The organism is Flavobacterium sp. YO12 (assembly GCF_004119495.1).
GTDB lineage: Bacteria > Bacteroidota > Bacteroidia > Flavobacteriales > Flavobacteriaceae > Flavobacterium.
Genome location: NZ_NRQU01000004.1, coordinates 1 through 18,231 on the forward strand (window position 1 = coordinate 1; position 18,231 = coordinate 18,231).

14 protein-coding genes and 1 pseudogene are annotated in these 18,231 nt (G+C 32.6%); 6 read left to right on the top strand and 9 right to left on the bottom strand.

Features of this window, described 5'->3' with window-relative positions; genetic code table 11:
• The 7 genes and pseudogenes from BOW55_RS01925 to BOW55_RS01950 all read right to left on the bottom strand — a co-directional run.
• A pseudogene (locus BOW55_RS01925) lies at nucleotides 1-845 on the bottom strand (hypothetical protein); the annotation flags it as partial.
• 447 nt (nucleotides 846-1,292) lie between these two features.
• On the bottom strand, nucleotides 1,293-1,592 hold the full coding sequence (locus BOW55_RS01930) for a YegP family protein (protein WP_241686444.1): 300 nt from the start codon (nucleotides 1,590-1,592) through the stop codon (nucleotides 1,293-1,295).
• Nucleotides 1,593-1,728: 136 nt separating this feature from the next.
• Nucleotides 1,729-2,934, bottom strand: coding sequence for a PAS domain-containing protein (locus BOW55_RS01935; RefSeq protein WP_241686445.1), 1,206 nt, complete (start codon nucleotides 2,932-2,934; stop codon nucleotides 1,729-1,731).
• A complete protein-coding gene (locus BOW55_RS21195) occupies nucleotides 2,931-3,242 on the bottom strand; it encodes a PAS domain-containing protein (RefSeq protein ID WP_241686446.1) in 312 nt (103 codons plus the stop codon). The genes BOW55_RS01935 and BOW55_RS21195 overlap by 4 nt, the downstream gene beginning before the upstream one ends.
• A gap of 56 nt (nucleotides 3,243-3,298) precedes the next feature.
• On the bottom strand, nucleotides 3,299-3,667 hold the full coding sequence (locus BOW55_RS01940; protein WP_089054781.1) for a hypothetical protein: 369 nt from the start codon (nucleotides 3,665-3,667) through the stop codon (nucleotides 3,299-3,301).
• 595 nt (nucleotides 3,668-4,262) lie between these two features.
• Entirely contained in the window at nucleotides 4,263-4,907 is a 645-nt protein-coding gene (locus tag BOW55_RS01945; protein WP_129022733.1) for a response regulator transcription factor, read from the bottom strand.
• 96 nt (nucleotides 4,908-5,003) lie between these two features.
• Nucleotides 5,004-6,596, bottom strand: coding sequence for a HAMP domain-containing sensor histidine kinase (locus BOW55_RS01950; protein WP_129022734.1), 1,593 nt, complete (start codon nucleotides 6,594-6,596; stop codon nucleotides 5,004-5,006).
• Between the two features lie 920 nt (nucleotides 6,597-7,516).
• Here BOW55_RS01950 and BOW55_RS01955 point away from each other — a divergent pair.
• Entirely contained in the window at nucleotides 7,517-8,773 is a 1,257-nt protein-coding gene (locus tag BOW55_RS01955; RefSeq protein WP_129022735.1) for an OmpA family protein, read from the top strand.
• A gap of 103 nt (nucleotides 8,774-8,876) precedes the next feature.
• On the opposite strand, the gene BOW55_RS01960 is transcribed toward BOW55_RS01955, so the two are convergent.
• Nucleotides 8,877-9,686, bottom strand: a complete 810-nt coding sequence (locus BOW55_RS01960) for a DUF2490 domain-containing protein (RefSeq protein WP_129022736.1) — start codon at nucleotides 9,684-9,686, stop codon at nucleotides 8,877-8,879.
• Between the two features lie 401 nt (nucleotides 9,687-10,087).
• On the opposite strand from BOW55_RS01960, the gene BOW55_RS01965 reads away from it, so the two are divergent.
• The 5 genes from BOW55_RS01965 to BOW55_RS01985 all read left to right on the top strand — a co-directional run bounded on the left by BOW55_RS01965 (nucleotide 10,088) and on the right by BOW55_RS01985 (nucleotide 16,635).
• On the top strand, nucleotides 10,088-10,492 hold the full coding sequence (locus BOW55_RS01965; protein WP_129022737.1) for a hypothetical protein: 405 nt from the start codon (nucleotides 10,088-10,090) through the stop codon (nucleotides 10,490-10,492).
• Between the two features lie 80 nt (nucleotides 10,493-10,572).
• Nucleotides 10,573-11,958 carry a TolC family protein gene (locus BOW55_RS01970; protein ID WP_129022738.1) on the top strand — a complete coding sequence of 462 codons (1,386 nt, stop codon included), beginning with the start codon at nucleotides 10,573-10,575 and terminating at the stop codon, nucleotides 11,956-11,958.
• A gap of 11 nt (nucleotides 11,959-11,969) precedes the next feature.
• A complete protein-coding gene (locus tag BOW55_RS01975) occupies nucleotides 11,970-15,116 on the top strand; it encodes an efflux RND transporter permease subunit (RefSeq protein WP_129022739.1) in 3,147 nt (1,048 codons plus the stop codon).
• Nucleotides 15,117-15,119: 3 nt separating this feature from the next.
• Complete coding sequence (locus tag BOW55_RS01980; RefSeq protein WP_129022740.1) at nucleotides 15,120-16,229, top strand: efflux RND transporter periplasmic adaptor subunit; 1,110 nt, start codon at nucleotides 15,120-15,122, stop codon at nucleotides 16,227-16,229.
• Nucleotides 16,213-16,635, top strand: coding sequence for a hypothetical protein (locus BOW55_RS01985; protein WP_129022741.1), 423 nt, complete (start codon nucleotides 16,213-16,215; stop codon nucleotides 16,633-16,635). Before BOW55_RS01980 ends, BOW55_RS01985 begins: the two co-directional genes overlap by 17 nt.
• Nucleotides 16,636-16,698: 63 nt before the next feature.
• On the opposite strand, the gene BOW55_RS01990 is transcribed toward BOW55_RS01985, so the two are convergent.
• Nucleotides 16,699-18,105 (bottom strand): MFS transporter, encoded by a 1,407-nt coding sequence (locus BOW55_RS01990; protein WP_129022742.1) that lies wholly within the window; start codon nucleotides 18,103-18,105, stop codon nucleotides 16,699-16,701.
• Nucleotides 18,106-18,231: the final 126 nt, after the last annotated feature.

The following is an 18,231-nucleotide window of genomic DNA, read 5'->3' on the forward strand; positions in this document are numbered from 1 at the left end:
CCATCAGTATATGTAAAAGTAAATGTTCCGTTTCCATTATCAACTGTAGTTGTGATTCCTTTTCCAGCAATTCCTTGTGGACCTTGCGCTCCTGTATCTCCTTTTATGGCTGCTAAATAATCTGTAATTGTTGCTGTTGTATTATTGGTTGTTTCCTTCCAAATTTCAAAAGCTGACTTTCCATCAATACCATTTGTTCCGTTTGTTCCTGCAATACCCTGCGCTCCTATTAAGTTAGACGTTGTAAAAGTTGATCCATCAGTATAGGTAATTGTAAACGTTCCGTTTCCATTATCAACTGTAGTTGTAATTCCTTTTCCGTTAGTTCCTGCTACACCAGTATCCCCTTTTACAGCCGCTAAATAGTCTGTAATTGTTGCTGTATTATTTTTAGTTATTTCTTTCCAAATTTCATAAGCAGATTTTCCATCAACACCATTGGTTCCAGGAACTCCTTGAGGACCTGAAGCTAAGTTTATTGTAACTGGCAGGCCTTTTTCATTTGTATAAGTAATGGTACCGTTTTTATTGTCTACCAAAGTTGTAATAGTCTCCGTATCAGCACTTCCCATACGGTACCATTTGTCTGTATACCAATAGTAGTAACCCGGTACAATATCACTGATTGTCTGTGTATTAAAAACCAAAAGACTGTTAACATTACCTCCTGCAATAGTCGTTTTGTCTAATGTGCTGGTTAATGAAACTCTAGGTATAAGTATACCTTTGTTTGTTGCAGCAACATCAAGCTGTGTTGAAGAGTTAGGAAGTGAAGTCCCAATACCTACTTGTGCATGACTCCAAAAACTCAATCCTAAAAGGAATAAAAAGTAATAATTTTTCATAAAAAATCTTTTAAAAACGATTAACCTTAATAAGAACTAATTCAAATGAAAAAATTGAATACTGCTAATTCTCATTTCACTGATCATAAATAGGTTGTTTTTTAAGATTTGGGGAACCTCTAAAAAATAAACTGATCTTACATCTATCTGAGGGCAAATGTAAAAGACTAAAAATCAAAAAATTGTAGAACCCTTAACTGTACCTTGTAGAACTTTTTCTACAGAAAAAACAGGCAAAAAACACAATAAACAAGTACTAATTAATAATTACGATGTTATAAACAAACACTCTTAAGAAACTAGATTTCTTAAAAAAGTCCATTATCATATACTGCTGTTTAATCGTTAAAAGCAGAATTTAAAAACCGTATTTTTTTAGTGAAGTCCTTCGTAAATTGAAGGATAGACATTAGAATAAATATTTGTTTGACTTTACAGCATTGCTTTCTAGCCTGCCATATTGTAAGATGCAGTGCAGATTAATTTGAAAGATTGTTTTGATCGATCTTCGATAGAAGCATTTGGTGCTTTCTTTTTTAATGCTTCAATTCCTTTATCTCGAGAAAATCTATCTTTAAACATTTTACTTACACCAATAATTTTTCCGTTGAATGCTTTGAGATTAAAGTAAGTTTCATTGTTTCGAGAGGTCTTTCTAAAAAACTTCACATTATCTTGCGAATTGCGCCTTACAGATTCAATTCCTTTAAAACACATTAATTTTCTTGTATAAACTCCGCTGCTCAAAATAACCTTTCCTTTATTGTCTATAAAATCAAACTGAAATTCTCCATTTGTTTTTTATTAATTACAAATTTTTCCATTTTAAAAACTAATCTTTTCTCTTTGTTGCTAATAAATTTAAATTGTAAATCATTTTTAATTAATCGTTAAAAATGATTTTAAAAGTTGTCCCTTTTCCTACCTGACTTTCAACTGTAACCCTTCCGTTCATTGATTCAATCTGGTTTTTTGTAATGTATAAGCCTATTCCATTTGCCTTTTCGTGCTTATGAAATGTTTTATACATTCCGAATAATAAATGACCGTATTTTTTAAGATCGATTCCCAAACCATTATCCTTTATCGTCAATACCTTTTTCTCATTTTCTATGAAAAAGTTAAATTCGATTGCCAAAAATTTATCTGGATTCGCATATTTTATGGCGTTCGTACATAAATTTTGCAATACACTTTCGAGATAAGCGGGATTAAAATTAATCACAGCATCTTCTGGGATATTGTTTATAATTGTGGCATTGTTTCGATGACTGTAAGCGCTGACAATGTTAAGCACCCTATTTAAATAAGTATTCAAATTCAAGGGTTCTACAGCAATTTCTGTATTATTTTGAATGTTGACTATTTGCGATAGATCTTCAATTGTTCGATTTAAATCATTTGAAACCATTCGCAGATACTTTATTGTTTCGCGCTTCTCTGCAAAATTTTCTTCTAAATCAATCATATCCAGAAGCAGTTTAAAATTTCCTGCATGCGAATTCAGATTATGAGATGCGATGTGCGAAAAGTTCAGCAGTCTGTCATTCTTTTCGCTATAAAGCTCCATTCTTTCCTGCAGTTCCAGCTCTTTTCTTTTTTGTGATGAAATATCTGTATGCGTTCCTATTACTTTCAACGGTTTACCATTTTCGTCACGTTGAATTACTTTACCTCTGTTTAAAATCCATTTATAACTTCCATTTAAAGTCAATACACGATGAAAATTTTCATAAAAAGGCGTTTTATTTTCAAAGTGATTATGTAAAGCCGTATAATATTTTTCGAGATCTTCTGGATGTATAATTTCATTCCATCGTTCTGGAGAATCCATGTTTTCTGCCGATTCTAATTCAAGTATTCTTATAGACTGCGGCGAATAAAAAACAGTATTCTCTTTCATATCCCAATTCCAAACTCCAAAAGTTGAAGTTTCAAGAGCAAATTTGTAACGCTCTTCAGAAATCTCCAGCTTCGATTCTAATGTTTTTAACTGTGTAACATCAGAAATTCTTCCGTATAAAACTAAAGTTCCGTCACTGTTTGTCTCTTTTTTTGATGAAACCTTAAACCAGCACAATCCTTTCATAGGCAATTGTACTCTAAAAATTGAATTCCATTTTTTCCCTTTTTTAAAGAATCAATTAAAGACTTCCTTACTGAGTTCCTGTCGTCTTTATGAACTCTGTCATAAACAGAAAACATAGTATTGGTAAACAATTCATCGGGTAAAATTTCGAACATTCTATATGCAGAATCAGTAACAAAAGGCAAAGCACAATCATTTTGCGGCGAAATCGTCAGAACAAAAAGCGCATCTTCCATTTCATCAAACAATTTAGACTTCAACTCATTAATTGTTTTATTTTTTCTTGCTTTATAAAAGTCGAATTCCATGATCTAGTATTTAGTAGTTTATGACTAATAAAAACCTGATTATAGTTTCTTTTTAGTCAACAGTAAGGCATTTGGGTATTAAGTATGGTTTCTTCAAAATGAAGATTTAACTGATTTAATATTTGTGATCGTACATTTGAAGTATCAAGTAAGAAAACATCATCCAAATCAATCAATATATTTGATATTCGTTTATTAAAAGAACAAACAACCAGTGGAATTCCTTTTCCGTATACTCTTAAAAAATCAAGGAACTCTTCTTCTGTGTAAACAACAAATACAATTGCTGCATAAACATCTAATTCGTCATTTAGGCTCCTGAAATCTCTACAGATATCAAGCATCAAAACATCTTGAAATTTACATTTCAAAAATTTTGAAAAGCATTTTTGATTGCCATATATAAGTGCTCTTTTCTTTATCATCATCATTACATTTTTACAATCAAATTTTTCTTAAAAAAATTCAATCAAGTTAAAAACCGCATCCTATAACATCATAAAAAACTTCACAGCATAAAAAAATTGAAAGGAGAGATTTCTTGAATTCAATTACCACAACGAAATTCATTCAATTCATATCACACACACATTCTCTCTCCCCTAAATTCTTACATCGTCAATTCTAATTTTCTTTAATTAAATGAACAACTCAATGTTGATCAAACGGCTGTTCTCCAAAAACAAAATTGACTTAAATGTTAAATTCCAAAAAACATAAACAATACTGCCAGCATCAAAAAAAATCATTCCCAAAAACAGAAAATTGGGTGTAAATAATTAAAAAAAAATACTTTTCAATATTGTCTTTTTTTATTCTCCAATTCTCTTGTCTCTTCCTGACAATACAAAAATACTCCCAATAAAATCAATAGCTTATAGAATATTGACCACCCTCTTGTAGAATTATTTCTACAAGGAAAACGATTCTTAAATCGAAATTTTTCTGCAAAAAAAAACAGGGATTTAAAAATCCCTGTTTTTCTTAATACTTTGTAATGTCTAAATAATTGAATATTAGCTATTCGTCATAATACAACTGAAAAAACCGAATTAAATCAGCCAGATTATCAATCTCCAGCTTTTCAAAAATTCTATTTTTAAAAGTACTTACTGTCGTTTTTTTTATGTTCAACAATTCTAAAATTTCTAGATTCCCGTATCCTTTTATTAGCAATTGTGCCACCTCAATTTCTCTATTCGACAAAAGATCCAATGGATTTGTCGGCTTTTTTGTGATATACGAATCCAAAATCCTGTCTTTAACATTCTGAGTAAGATATTTTCCAGAAAGCATCATCGAATTGATGGCATTTTTCATTTCCTCTTCAGAAGTTTCTTTATTTAAATAACCAGATGCTCCGGCATTTAAATATCGCATTGCATAAATATTTTCATCGTAGGCAGAAAATATTAAGATTTTAATATCGGGCTGAATTGCTTTTATTTCAGACAATACATTTATACTGTTACCATCTGGAAAGTTTACATCTAAAATCAATAAATCGATCTTAACTTCATTCAGTTTACTAAATATATCTTTAAAATTCCCTGCCATATAAATTGCTGCATTTAAAAACAGCTCTTTTATAATTAGAGAAACTCCTTGTCTAACCACACTATGATCATCGGCAATTAAAAAACTATAGCTATTTGATGATTTCATCTGTATTTGAATAAATTATTTTTTTAGTAGATTTGGTTCTTTACTTATCAACCATCGGTATGCAAAACACCTATCGACGATTTTTTTATTTGCATTTTAAACTAAATTTAAAATCAAATTGAAACTAACTTTCGTCCCATTTCCTTGCTTACTTTCAACATTTATTGCCCCGCCAAATAATTCAACAATTTCTTTACAAAGATTCAAACCTAAACCAACTCCTAAATCATTTACTTTTCCTGAAACTGTTCCTTGATAATACAGTTCAAAAATATTCTTCAAATCATTTTCAGAAATTCCGCTTCCATTATCCTGAATGGCTACTTTAAAGTTAAGCTTTTTGTCTCCAGCTTTTTCAGCATCTATTGCAATCGCTATGAGGCCTTCTTTTGTAAATTTATTGGCATTACCAATTATGTTATAAAAAAGCTGATGAATTTTTACAGCGTCCGAAGAAACTTCATAATCAGCTAAATTTGATGTAACCGCAATTTTATTTCCTTTGCTTTCAACTAGTGAACCCATTGACGAAACAATCTGATTTATCTCTGTTTTTAACTGAAAATTATTATTGTTTAATTTCAGCAAACGATTCTCATCTTTAGAATACTCTAAAATTTGGTTCGCTAACAAAAGCAGCGAATTTGTTGTAAATTGAATAGATTGAAAAGTTTCTTTTATTTCGGCATCTTTTATCGAAGAACTGATCATTTTACTGTAAATAGAAATTAAACTCAACGGAGATCTGATTTCATGACTGATCATTCCCATAATTCTATTTTTGAAGTTTAAGCTTTCTTTAATTTGAGCTTGAGCAATTGTCAATCGTTTTTCATATTGAAATGCCATTCTAGTAAAGTAGAAAATGGTAATCGATATTATAAGCATTAAAACAATCAAAACTGCGAGTGTATAACTTCTGGCAATTTTATTTGAATCGTATTGATTCTGCAGCTGTTTTTGAGTACTCTCCTGAAGAGCGCTTAATGACTTATTATAAACCGGCATTATTTCGCTCTCTAAAGCCAATAGTTTATTATTAAGTTCCGTTAATTTCGAATCTTGATTTTTTAAACTCTCAAAATGTTTTTTCAAATTTTTAAACTGCCCTTCGTAGTAGTTGTTTGTTGTAGTAAACAAATTAGCGATCTGATCTTCAATACTTCCGGTTACTACTTTATCTTTATACTTCATCGTAACAGTAACATTTAACTGTTCTTTCTGCACATCAGTTTTTCCAGCCAATGCTGCTCCTAGTCTTGAAAACAATCCTTTTTTAGAAACACTGTCGACTTTTGTATAAGTATCGGTTTTAATACTGTCTAAAATTTTCTTGTATTCAAACTTATTTAATTTGAATACGTTCGAAACACTATTTTTATCAGGATTATGCTGTAAACTAATAATAGAATCAATCTCAGATTTTAAAGTTTGAATGTTCGATTCTGAATGTTTTTTCTCCAATAGAATTTTTTCAAACTCTTTATTGTTTTTTGTCAATAAACTCAAACTGTCAAGCAAACGGCTTATTTCATTCAACGAAGCAGTATACTGTTCTAAAGAAGCCTTATTCTTATTAGCCTTGTAATTAGTAAAGTTTTTTTGAGAATTTAAAAACGAATTATTTATTTTGCTCGTGAAACTCGAAATCTTATTCATAGAATTCATAGAACTCAATGCTTTTGACATTTCAGATTCATTTGAAGTTTCATTTGTTCCAAATAACAATGGCAATTATCTGCAGCAAAATAATACATACCAATAAAGTATAGTGAATTATTTTTCAATGTTTGAATTTTAGTTTTAACAAACTAAATGTATTATTCAAGGAATTCTTTTTAACCAAAATTTTAGATTTTAAAATGATAAAAAAATTAATGAGTTATAAAAAATCATTAACTCATAAAATTGTTTTAATGCTAGGTTACTACTATACCATCATGAATGATGTACTACAACTTAAATAATTATTATTTTTTAGATCTTAAATCAGGATTACCAATTTTAATTCTGAGACGACAGTCCTTATCTGTTAAATCAAAACTGCTTTACACAAAAAATAAAGTACAGCCTTGTAAAACCAACATTAATTATTATCGCCAATAAATATTTAAAAGATTTGGGGAGTCTTTTAATTGAAAAAATATGTCCTTAACAAGTTACACATTTTAATTCGTTTTATTTAAAAATATTTAATTTTTCTTTTTAAACTAACTGCGAAAGTAGTTTGATTTAATAAAACTCTACGTAGAACATTATCACAGTTATTGTAGAATTTGTTCTACAAAACTACTCATTTTTATGAATAGCTTTTTCATAAAAATCAATAAAAAAATATTAAGCCCCAACAAACAATTATAGATCTTCTATAGAAAACAGAGAACCAATAATGCTGTTATTCCAAAAAAGTCGTAGCAGCAAAAAAAATGAAAAAAAAAATATTTTTTAAACACTAACCCTAACAAACTGAATAACTGACTTTTATTTTTTAAATTATTTTCATCTTCCCGCTTGTTTTGCTCTTAAATCCTCATCGATTTTTACTGCCCATTTTTTTGGAACCAACATTGTCTTTTAGTTTTGCCGAAAATTTTAAAAAATTAATGGAAATGAAAAAATTCATAATTACTTTCTTGTTTGCTTCTGCAATAACAACTGTAAGTGCTCAGACAAAAACTGAGAAAACAACGAAAAATGACTTCAATAAATGGTCTATTGAATTAGGAGGAGGATTTAATAAACCACAAAGACCTATGTCTGCAAACTATTTCACTTCTACACCAAGTCCTTATGTAGTAGATCTAGGAGTTAGATATATGTTTAATAACAAATTTGGTCTTAAAGCTGATTTTGGTTACAACAGTTTTACAGGAAAAAACAATTCTATAGATTTTGATACTAAATACTACAGAGCAGACATTCAGGCTGTAGCTAACTTAGGTCGTATCATGAATTTTGAAACATGGACTAACACGATTGGTTTACTTGGTCATGCTGGTTTTGGATTGGCACAATTAGAAGACGAAAATTCGGCTGTAAAAGACAGAATGGGTAACTTCATGGCTGGTATTACAGGTCAAATTAAATTATCGAACAGAGTTGCTTTGACTGGAGATTTTACAACTATCCTTAACGCATCTCAAAACGTAACTTTTGATGCTGCAACGCCTTCTAATTCTAGAGGTTTTTCAGGAATCATTTTTAACGGAACTGTTGGTGTAACGGTTTATTTAGGTAAAAATGAAAAACATGCTGACTGGGTAATCGATAACGGATCTGAAATTGATGAATTGAAACAAAGAATTACTGACATCGAAACTTCTATGCTGGATACAGACAAAGATGGTGTGCCGGATTATTTAGACGAAGAGCCAAACACAATTTCTGGTGTAATGGTTAACACAAAAGGAAAATCTATTGATCTAAACAACAACAATGTTCCTGACGAATTAGAAAGCTATTTATTAAAAACTTACGGAAGCAACACTGATAAATCGCCAATTTTAAACAACAATGAATTGGTTAAAAACTTAATCAACAGCGACTACGTTTGTACTTATTTTGATTTTGGAAAATCTACTCCAACAAATGTTTCTACAGAAGGTATCGATTTTATCTTAACGTATTTGAGAAATAATCCTACTGCTTCAGTTGACATTATTGGGCACGCTGACGAAATTGGTAAATCTGCTCACAATGATAAATTATCAACTGCAAGAGCAAACAATGTAAAAAACACATTGATAAAAGCTAATATCAATCCTTCAAGATTAAATGTTATTGGAGCTGGTGAAGACACTTCAGTAAACAAAGATTCTGATGGAGCTAGAAAACTTGTAAGAAGAGTTACTTTTAGAGTAAAATAATTTTAGATATTTAATTTTAAAAAAGGGAATAGTCAAATAGACTGTTCCCTTTTTTTATTCTAATGTAAGCCTATATAAAAAGTGGCATATATACTCTTAGTTTTTAATCTGCCCCTCCATCAACACTATCGAAAGTTTCTCTTTCTTTAGGTCTTATACTATATTTCATTGACACAACAGGACCATAATAAACATCAAATTGAGTTCCGTTTGTGCGCAGCTGCATCTGTCCGATAACACCAGCTAAAAAATGCAGGTTTTTTGAAATCCCTGCTGTATAATAAACTGACATTCTAAAAATATCAAAATTCTCGTTGGCATAATCCTTCGGTGCAAACTTAAGCATCAGCTCTGCGTAGTAACCAATATTTGGCGCAACAAACAACGGTTTTTCTTTTGTTTGACGCAGGAAGTGATTCACTCCAAATCTTGCTCTTAATCTCGGAATTACGCGATGAACTCCGTTTCGGTCATCAAAAAATTTAGTTTCAAATCGCACTTGTTCAAAGATTGTTCCTTTTGGCATATTCTGCGAAAAAGTGCCCATTAATATAAGCCTTTGCTCTAGTGTTTCATAGTTACCCGCTTCTTCAACCTCATACTTTTGATTGTGCGCATAACCAAGCCAAAATTTCATGTTTTCAAAACCAGAATATACAATCCATGGTCTTACTACAACACGCTGTGTATATTCGTACGGATTCTTGTTGGTATAAGCACCTTGCGTTACCAATTGAAAATCGGCTTGACCGCTTAAATGCCATTTATCATATATCGGAAAAGCAAAATCCCCCTCTGTAATCGATGCCGGAATAAATCCCATTGTATAAGGCGGCGGTGCAGGTTGTGCTTTTAAAGTTTGCATTGCGGCGACACTAAACAATAGAATAAAACCTTTTTTAATTAAATTCATAACTCTGATTTATATTTTAAGGTGCATATAAGTTCTACACAAAAACCTCAGCAATTCGCAAATCATTTTTCTACAAAAAAAGCCCTAACTATTCTAGATAAGGCTCTTTCATTATTTTAAAATAAATCTTATGACGTAAATAATATGCTTGCTTCTAAATTTTCTATTTCTGTAACCAAATCCTAAATTCAGTTAAAATAATTGTTACAACCCTGATTCTCAAAATTAATAAAATCAAACAGCTAAACAGAAAATAAGATGTTTCAAGTTATAACTTGAAACCAGAAACACAGGAAACAACAGAATAAAAAAAACAGCAAATACAGTTCATAAATTTTACAAAATTCTTCCAAAATTATACAATTGTTTATCCCTTAATATCTTCAACTTTGCAGTTGATTATGAAAAAAGCACTTCTCATACTTCTTTCAGTTTTTTATCTGGTAATGTCGTCAGGCTTTACCACTATTACTCATTTTTGCAAAGGAGTTAAGCAGGAAACAAATCTTTTTTCAGGTGCGCATACAGGAAAAATATGTCCAAAATGTGCGGCAAAAAATTTACCAAAAAGCAAAAACTGCTGTAAACATAAAACACAGCTGAATAAAATTACCGAAAAGGCACACCAAAAAGTTTCTAAAGATTTAGCTTTTAAATTCTCAGAACTGCCTTTACCCCTTTCTATCCATGAAACAATACTTGCGCTTCGTTTACCTCAAGTAAATAAAGCACATCCATTTTTTACTGCATTTATTCCTATCAGGAATAATCCGCTTTATATTTTTTACTGCGTTTACCGAATTTGATTTTTAGCAATTGAATAAACTGCAGCATTTTTTAAAGAAATGTTGTCAGATTTCTATTGTCTAATTTTTAAATACACATCATGAAAATGCAATGCTTTGCATTGATAGTGTTCAGTTTTGTCTCAGAAAATCTGCTTGCACAAACGGTAACATTATCTAATGCTCTTGAACGTTCGATTCAGAATTTTGAAAAAATAAAAGCTAAAGAAGCAGTTGTAAAAGCTGCCACAGAAAATATCTCTTATCAAAAAAGTACTTATTTACCAGACTTTACCCTAATGGCGCAGCAAAGTTATGGTACAATTAATGCCATAAACGGGCCAATGTACAGTTTTGGCGGTTTGGGCAGTGCTGCAACGTCTATGCCATTAGCCGATCAAAACTGGAATGCCGCTTTTGGTTCTCTTTATCTCGCTAATATTAATTGGAATTTATTCACTTTTGGTAAAATTAAAAACCAAATAGGAATTGCCAAAGCTGATGAAAACAAGGCACAAAAAGATCTCGATCAGGTAAAATTTCAGCATCAAGTAAAAGTAGGTGCTGCCTACCTAAACCTGCTCGCTGCCCAACGTATTAAATACGTACAGGAAAAAAATCTTGATCGTGCTCTAGTTGTAGAAACTACTACGCAAAGTCGTACTGAAAGCGGTTTACTTCCAGAAGTCGATTATTCGTTAGCCAAAGCTGAAGTTGCCAATACAAAAGCAGCAGTTATAAAAGCTTACGATATGGAACTCGACCATTCTAAATCGCTTGCTGTAATGCTGGGTGAAGACTATCAAACTTATAAACTCGACAGTCTTTTTACGACTACAACACCTGTCTCGTTTTTAGAATCGACTGTAGAACTTAGCAAACATCCCCTATTAGAATGGCAAAAAAGTGCGATTTTAAAAAGTGAAAATCAAGAGAAACTGCAAACAGCTCTAGGTTTACCAACCCTTTCTGCATTTGGAGTAATGCAGGGACGCGGTTCTGGTTTTGATTGGAATTATGTACAAGATAATTCCGCTTTTAATCGATCTTATCTTGATGGCGTAGGAATAGACCGCAGTAATTATCTTGTTGGAATAAATCTAAGCTGGAACCTAACCAATCTATACCGTCAGTCTTCTAAAAAACGGGAACAAAAATTCATAACACAGTCTTTACTGAATGAATATGAATATATGAGTCAAGAATTAAAAGCGCAGCAAAAACTGGCTGAAGATAAACTCAAAAATGCCTACGCCACTTTTGAGCAAAGTAAAACACAAGTTACTGCTGCTGCAGATGCCTATCGTCAACATTCTGCTTTGTATCAAAACGGGCTTACCACAATTGTAGACTTAACACAATCTTTCTACACATTGAATAGAGCCGAAATTGAATACGAAATTGCTCAAAACAATATTTGGCAGGCCTTATGGATTAAAGCGGCGGCGGCTGGCGATTTAAACATTTTACTCAACGAAATACAATAAACCCGAAAATTATGAACTTAATACGTTTTGCCTTGCGCAAGCCTATCTCTATTATGGTGATAGTGCTGGGGCTTTTATTCTTCGGGATTAAAGCTGCTAAAGAAATTAAAGTCGATATTTTACCCGACATGAATCTTCCTGTCGTATACATCGCCCATTCATTTAATGGTTATACTCCACAACAAATGGAAGGTTATTTTACAAAAATGTATGTAAACATGATGCTGTTTACGAGCGGAATAGAAAGTATAGAAACTAAAAATACTCAAGGACTTACCTTAATGAAAATTAATTTTTATGAAGGTACTGATATGGGACAGGCAATTGCCGAAATCAATGCACTTTCTAATCGTTCGCAGGTATTTTTACCGCCAGGCGCTCCGCCTCCATTTATTATTCGATTTGATGCCTCTTCACAGCCAGTTGGACAATTGGTTTTTAAAAGTAATTCGAAAACGAATAATGAACTGCAGGATATTGCCAATTTTACGGCACGACCATTTTTAATTAAAATTCCAGGATTAACAACAGCACCTCCTTTTGGCGGAAGCCCTAGAACTATAGAGATCAACATTGATCCTAATAAACTGCGTACACACCAATTAACTCCCGAGCAGATTGTTGAATCGATCAGCAGAAATAACATCACATCGCCATCTGGAAATATTTATGTGAACGACATTAATTACTTAACACCTACTAACAATACGATAAAAGAAGTAGCAGATTTTGGTAATATTCCAATTTTTAAAGGAGGAGTCGATAACGTCTACATTCGTGATGTGGCAACCGTAAAAGACGGTGCCGATATTACAACTGGTTATGCCCTTATTAATGGCACAAGATCCGTATACATTAACATTGCAAAATCAGGAAATGCCTCTACTTGGGAAGTAGTAAAAAACCTTAAAAAAGCCATTCCCGCCATTCAGAACAATTTACCAGATGATGTAACTATTTCCTATGAATTTGATCAATCTGTTTATGTTATTAATGCCGTAAAAAGTTTAATTACCGAGGGCGTTTTGGGTGCCGTGTTAACGGGATTAATGGTATTATTATTTTTAAATGACAAAAGAGCGGCTTTAATAGTAGTGCTTACAATTCCAATTTCAATTATATCAGGAGTATTATTCCTAAAATTATTTGGACAAAGTATCAATATTATGTCATTATCTGGATTAGCATTAGCCATAGGTATTTTGGTCGATGAGAGTACGGTTACGATAGAAAATATCCATCAGCATTTAGCAATGGGAAAAACAAAATCCAAAGCAATCTTAGATGCTTGTAAAGAAATTGCATTTCCTAAACTATTGATTTTATTGTGTATTCTTGCTGTATTTGCGCCAGCATTTATGATGACCGGTATACCAGGTTCCTTGTTTATGCCATTAGCATTGGCAATTGGTTTTTCAATGATATTCTCCTTTATTCTATCGCAGACATTTGTTCCTGTGCTGGCAAACTGGTTAATGAAAAACAATGAAAACCATACGCACAAAGAAGACAAATTTGATGGCTTTAAAAATCGTTTTGTACAGTTCTTACAATCTATCATGCCAAAGCGAAAACCAATATTAATTGCAAGTTTCATTATTGCAGCGCTTAGTGTATTCTTAATGTACAACATTACTGGAAAAGATGTATTGCCAACCGTAAATTCAAGTCAGTTTCAAGTACGTATAAAAGCTCCTGAAGGCACTCGAATTGAAAAAACAGAATTAAAAATAAAACAAGTTTTAAAAGAACTCGAAACCGTTATTGGCAAAGAGCACATTAGTATTTCATCTGTTTTTATTGGTCAGCATCCTTCTTCATTTGCAGTAAGTCCTATTTACTTATACAATGCAGGTCCGCACGAAGCATTGATGCAAATTGCTTTAAAAGATTATGATGGAAATACCAATGCTTTAAAAGAAATCATCCGTAAACATATGAAAGAGAAAATGCCTGAATTGCATTTTTCTTTTGAACCAATAGAACTTACCGAGAAAATACTAAGTCAAGGAACCAATACGCCTATCGAAGTACGTTTTTCGGGAATGATGAAAAAGATGAACGTTATGTATGCCAATAAACTTTTGGCGAAACTAAAAGAAATTGACTATTTGCGAGATCAACAAATTCCGCAGTCTCTAAACTATCCTGCTTTTGATATTAATATTGATCGTGTAAGAGCTGCTCAATTAGGAATTGATGCTCAAGACATCGCCCGTTCCTTAGTTCCAATTACTGCTTCATCCCGTTATACCAGCAAAAATATGTGGGTTGGCGGAATGATGGGAATCGCCTATGATGTGCAAGTGCAAACGCCGCAAAACATTTTAAATACCAAAGACGAACTGATGAACGTTCCGTTAGGAAAAAACTCAGACCGTCCCGTTCTTGGTGATGTTGCCACGATTACACCAACCAAAGTGTTAGGCGAAAGTTATAATTTGGGAACAATGGCCTACACTCCTGTAACAGCAAATATTCATGATGCAGATCTTGGGCGTGCTCAAAAAGATGTACAAGCTGCAATAGAATCTCTTGGAGAATTACCAAAAGGAGTAAATATTCAAGTATCTGGAATGGTTCCTGTGCTTGACGAAACGACGAACAGTTTAGCGACAGGATTACTAATCGCTGTTATCGTTATTTTTTTAATGCTGACTGCCAATTTTCAATCTTTCAAAGTATCGTTAGTTATTTTAACAACAGTGCCATTTGTATTTTTAGGTTCATTGCTTTTAATGAAACTTACCGGATCAACATTAAACCTGCAATCGTATATGGGAATCATTATGTCTGTGGGAGTATCAATTGCAAATGCGGTATTATTAATTAGTAACGCAGAATCGCTTCGTTTACAAAATGGCGATGCTTTAAGTTCGGCCATTCAGGCAGCATCATTACGTATTCGTCCTATTATCATGACAACATTAGCCATGATTGCAGGGATGCTTCCAATGGCAATTGGACATGGAGAAGGCGGTGATCAAGTTGCTCCTTTAGGAAGAGCTGTAATTGGAGGTCTTATTGCTTCTTCATTTAGTGTACTGCTTCTGTTACCATTAGTATTTGTATGGATACAGAACAAAACCTCTACACAATCCTCTTCACTAGATCCTGAAGACGAAAACAGCATTCATTATATAACATTAGAAAAATAAATCATGAAAATAGTATATTATATCTTAATAGGAATTGTATTTGCATCATGCAATTCAACACCTCAAAAAGAAGAAAAAATGGCAGCAATGCCAATGATGATGATGCAAAGTTTTGAAACTATTTCTATAAAGAAAAGTAATCCATTAGTTCCCTTAAAACTTGCAGGCGAATTAATCTCTGATCGAGAAACTTCTATTTATGCAAAAGTCAATAGTTATGTAAAAAAGATGTCAGTAGATATTGGTTCAACAGTTACTACGGGGCAAATTATTATGGTTTTGGAAGCACCCGAAATTCAAGCACAATTAGCTGCAGCTAAATCAAAATGGAAAGCGCAGGAAGCCATATATATCGCAACAAAATCGAATTATGACAGAATGTTTAAGGCTAACGAAACTAAAGGTGCTATTGCAAAAGATGCTTTAGATCAAATAACAGCTCGAAAATTATCTGATCAAGCACAACTCGAAGCCGCAAAATCAGCTTATCAGGAAATACAAGTCATGAACGATTATTTGATAATCAGAGCGCCGTTTAACGGAATTGTTGCGGAACGAAATGTAGATTTAGGTTCATATGTAGGACCAATGGGTAAAGGTTCAGACAAGCCATTATTGGTTATACAGGACAACAAAAAACTGCGTATTTCACTTTCGATACCAGAAGCCAATACACCGTATTTAAAATTGGGAGATTCTATACATTTTAAGATAAATTCTATTCCTAATAAAAAGTACATGGCGAAAATTTCACGTAAATCAGGAGTTTTAGATTTCAAACTTCGTTCTGAGAAAATTGAAGCCGATATTTTACAAACTCATAAAGAACTAAAACCACTAATGGTTGCAGAAGCAATGCTTCCGCTGCAGGCAAATGAAGCTACTTTTTTTGTACCCAAAACAGCCTTGGTAGAAAGTAATACAGGCATTTATGTAATTCGAATTGAAAACAGTTTGACCAAAAATATTCCGGTAACCAAAGGGCGTGCTTTAGCAGATCAAGTTGAAGTTTTTGGCGAACTAAATGAAGAAGATAAAATTTTAATGAAAGCTACTGAAGAAATACTAGAAGGAACAAATATTAAAAAACAAAAAAATGAAAAGAGTAAATAAATATCTTATTATCGGAGCAATAGCTTTGGTAATAGCATCATGTCAAAAACAAGAGAAAAAACAAGAAACCATTGCACAAAAAAGCATCGAACTACCTGTAAAAGAAACTTTTGCTACACCAAAAGGAATTCATGTAACTAATGAAGAAGTCTGTATGGTAAACAACATTCATATGGGCAAAAAACAAATGGAAGTTCCGTTTGAAGGAAAAATATATTACGGCTGCTGCAATATGTGCGTAGAACGAATTTCAAATGAAGAAAGTGTTCGAACAGCCATAGATCCGCATACTGGTAAAAAAGTGGATAAAGCTTCCGCTTATATTATTTCGTTAAACGAAGAAGGAAATGTCGCTTATTTCGAATCAGAAGAAAATTATCTAAATTTTATTAAATCCGGCAGTTAAACAAAATTGCTTTCAAATTTTAAAAAGCCTGTAAACTAAAAACTTACAGGCTTTTATTTAGTATTAATCGGCTGGTTTCAAATTGTCACCATCTTTAAAATGCAGTCTTCTAAAAACCAATCCAGATAAAATAGTTAAAGAACCTACAACTAAAAAAGTGTATCGAAAAGCATTATGAATTTCGTTATGAATAAGTTTTACATCACCTTGAAAAATTTTAAGAACCAGCAATCCAAAAGCAATACCAAACCCAATCGCCAATTGCTGATTTACCGAAATTAATGAATTACCGCTGCTTGTATGATATTGCCTTAAATCGGCAATAGAAATAGAATTCATCGAAGTAAATTGTATTGAGTTAAAGAAACCCAATACCGCAATAATAGGAACATACCAATATATCGAAGTATGAATCGATGGAATAGCCATACAACAAATTAAAACACCAATAATAAAAGTATTCACCATTAACGTTTTTCGATAACCAAATTTGTTCAAAATACCAATTACTGCCGATTTTCCAAACATTGCGGTGAGAGCCATTGGCGCCACAATCCATCCAGACACAACAGCCGATTGTCCGTAAGCAATCTGAATCATCATTGGTAATAATAACGGAACTGAACTAATCCCCAAACGTGTTGCCAAATTGCCAACTATACCTACTCGAAACGTTCGTACTTGAAATAAATTTAAAGGAAAAATAGGATTATTGTCTTTTGAAGCATGGCGATAATACCAATACAGCATTAAAAATCCGGACATTAATATTACTAAAACTGGCGAAACACGAACCGTATTACCAAATAGTTCTAACGAAATAGACAATAAAAGTGAAGCTGCCGCAAAGATGAAAAAGCCTTTTAAATCAAAATCGATTATCTTAGATTTATAATTAGGCATATACTTCAAACTCAGAATAATTCCGATAAGTCCAAACGGAATATTGATTAAAAAAATCCAATGCCAAGACAAATAATCAACCATATAACCCCCTACCAACGGTCCTAAAACCGGTCCGATTAAAGCAGGAATAATAGCAAAGTTCATCGCCTTAAGTAATTCCTTTTTAGGAAATGTTTTAATGAGTGCCAACTTTCCTACGGGTGTCATCAAACTTCCACCGACGCCTTGAACGATTCGAGCTAAAACTAAATGTGTCAAATTCTGAGAAAGCGAGCAAAACAAAGAACCAAGACTGAACAAAAACAAAGCAAAAATAAAGACCCTCTTCGTGCCAAATTTATCCGATAAAAAACCGCTTACCGGCATAAAAAGTGCCAATGTTAGAACATAACTAATAATTGCATTTTGCATATCGAGCGGAGACTCATGCAGATCTTTAGTAATAGAAGGCAGCGACGTATTCAAAATGGTTGAATCCAGCATCTGCATAAAAATAGAAGTCGCTAAAATAATGGGTAACACTTTTTTTATCGCTTCGCTATTTTGCTCTGTAGTTACTGTCATCATTCTTCCTTTTAGACTTGAACTCTTTTGTTTTATTCTTTCAGGAAAAGTTTGGCAACCAAACTTCTATTTCATCCTAAAAATAAAGGTACAAAAAACATCCTTGCCCATTGTAAACTACTTTTC